A 2,693-nucleotide genomic window follows, 5' to 3' on the forward strand; every position below is an offset into this window, starting at 1 on the left:
CTGCCGCCGACAGCGTGCGTTCGACGTCGGCCGCGAGCCCCTTGATCTGGTTGGAGGCTTCGCCCGACGCTGCGACCAGCGTCGACTGCGCCTCGCGGGCGCTGCTCAGGATCGAGTTCGCCGAGCCGGTGCCGACCGCGGTCAGCGCGCGCTCGACCTCGGCGGAGGTCATCTTGAGCTGGGCGTTGACGTCGGAGGAGACCGTCATCAGCGACTGCTGGGCGGTACGCGCACCCGTCTGGATCGTCTCGCTGGTGTTGACGACGAGGTTGGTGAGCGAGCGTTCGGCGTCCTCGACATGCGAGCGGATCGCGGTCGAGATCATCTCGGCGCGGGACATCATGTCCTCGCTGGCCTGGCGGCCGCTGCTTTCGATGCGGCCGGCGACGGCCTCGACGCGCGAGCCGAGCAGGTCCTCGAACTGCGCCACGCGCACGTCGATGTCGCTGGCGACCGAGCCGACCTTGGTCTCGATGACCTGATGGATCTCCTGGAAGCGCGCAGTGACCGTGTCGGTCAGGTGCGTGCTGCGGCCGTCAATGATCTCGGTGACGCCGGTGATGCGGCGGTCGACCGCCTCGATCGCCTGCGCGGTGCCATCCGTGAGGGTCGAGGTCAGGAGGGTCAGGCGGGTGTCGATCGACTGCACGGCCTGTGATGCGCCATTCGTCACGGCGGTGGTGAGGTAGGTGAGGCGAGAGTCGATGGACTCGAGCGCCTGCGACGCGCCGCCGGTGAGCGTCGTGGTGAGATGGGTCAGCCTCGTGTCGATCGACTGGATGGTCTGGGATGCGCCATCGGTCAGCGAGGTCGTGAGGTGGTTGAGGCGCGCATCGATGGTTTCGATGGCCTGCGATGCGCCGCCGGTCAGCGACGTCGTGAGGTGGGTGAGGCGGGAGTCGATCGACTGGATCGCCTGCGCGGCACCGTCGGTCAGCGACGAGGCCAGCGTGTTGAGGCGTCCGTCGATGGTCTCGGTGACGGACTTCGCGCGGGTGTCGAACGACTGTTCGAGCGCGGCGACGCGGCCGACGAGCTGGTCGTCGAACGTCTTGATGTGGCCTTCGATCGTGCCGTCGAGGCTGGCGATCTTGCCGTTCAGCGAAGAGTCGAGGTTGGTGACACGTTCGCCGATCGTGGTCTCGAACTGCACCAGGCGCTGGTCGAGCACAGCCGTGATCGCGCCGCCGTTGGAGGTGAAGCGGGTGTCGAAATTGTCGACATAGGTCTTCAGCGATTCATGGATGTCCTGCGTGCGCTGGCCCATGCGCTCGACGATCTCGCCGCCGAAGGTCTTCACGGTGCGGTCGAACTCGGAGATGTGGCGCGTGATCAGGGCGCCAAGCGTGCCGGAGTCGCGGGCGAACTTCTCGACCAGCTCGGTGCCCTGGTTCCGCACCAGCTCGTCGAACGCGCTCATCTGCAGCGACAGCGAGTCGTGCGCGGTCTCGGTCTGGCTGACGACCTTGGCCACGAGGGTGTTGACGGTGGCGTCGAGCGCCTCGCTCGCCTTGTCGCCGCTCGTCAAGATCTGGCCGGCGAGACGGCTGCCGGCGTCGTCGATCTTGGAGGAGAGGTCGTTGGAGCGCAGCTCGAGCTCGAGCAGCAGCGAGTCCGAGGAATTCTTCAGGCTGTCGTGCACCTGCTCGGTGCGCTCGGAGATGCCGTCGACGATCGCGGCGGAGCGCTGCTCGAATTCGCCGGTGATGCGATCGATGCGCTCGTTCAGCATCTCGTGGACGCGGTCGGCAAGGTCTACGAACTCGTCGTGGACGTGGCCGGTCTTGAAGTTGAGGCTGGTGGTCAGGCGCTCGCTGGCGTCGAGCACGGCGCGCGTGGTCTCGTTGCTGGCCTCCTCGAGGCGGTCGAGCAGGTCGCCGCCGCGCTCGCCGAGCGCCAGGATCATGTTGTCGCCGGCATTGCTCAGCGCGCTGGTGATGTGGGCGCCGCGCTCTTCCAGCGCACCCGTGATGGACTTGGCGACCTCGTCGACGCGCGAGGCGATCGCGTCCGAGATCAGCGCGATGTCGTGGCGCAAATCGATCTGCACGCCGGAGATGGCGCTGCGGACCTGCTCGGCCTGGCCGACCAGATTGTCGCGCTGATGCGCGATGTCCTGGAGCAGGGCGCGGATGCGCACTTCGTTGTCGGAATAGGCGCGTTCGAGCGCGGCGACCTCGTTGGCGACCAGTGTCTCGAGCTCACCGGCGCGCGCGATCGCGCGCTCGATGCCGTCGCCCATCGCCGCGACTTCGCGGCGGATGGCCTGGCCGACGGTGACCATGGAATCGGAGGCGGAGCCCTCGGGCTCGGAGAAGCGGATCGCGACCTGCGCCATCGCCTGCGCGATCATGCGCATTTCCTGGCCGCGCCAGACGAGGCTCGCGAGGAAGTAGAACAGCATGATCGGCGCGAAGAACATCGCGATCAGGCCGGCGATGACGAGCACGCCGCCGCTCTGGCCCATGGCGGCCTGGATCGAGGGCAGGAAGCCGAACGTCAGCGCGGCGCAGGCGGCGAGCCAGACGCCGGCGAAGATGGTGGCGAAGGTATAGACGCTGCGGGCGGGGCGACCCTTCTGGAGCGCCTGGAGCAGCTGGCCGATGGTCTCCCGGTCGTCATTGGCGGCGCGGCGCGAGGTGCGCGGCTCCTCGATCGGGTCGAACACGTTCGCCCGCTCGTTGGCGGCGGGG

At 67.9% G+C, this 2,693-nt stretch carries 1 pseudogene; it reads right to left on the minus strand.

Annotated features, from left to right (window positions below):
• Positions 1–2,693, minus strand: a pseudogene (locus tag MOV74_RS35550) (negative regulator of septation ring formation); the annotation flags it as partial.

The organism is Bradyrhizobium sp. SHOUNA76 (genome assembly GCF_023006445.1).
Lineage (GTDB): Bacteria > Pseudomonadota > Alphaproteobacteria > Rhizobiales > Xanthobacteraceae > Bradyrhizobium.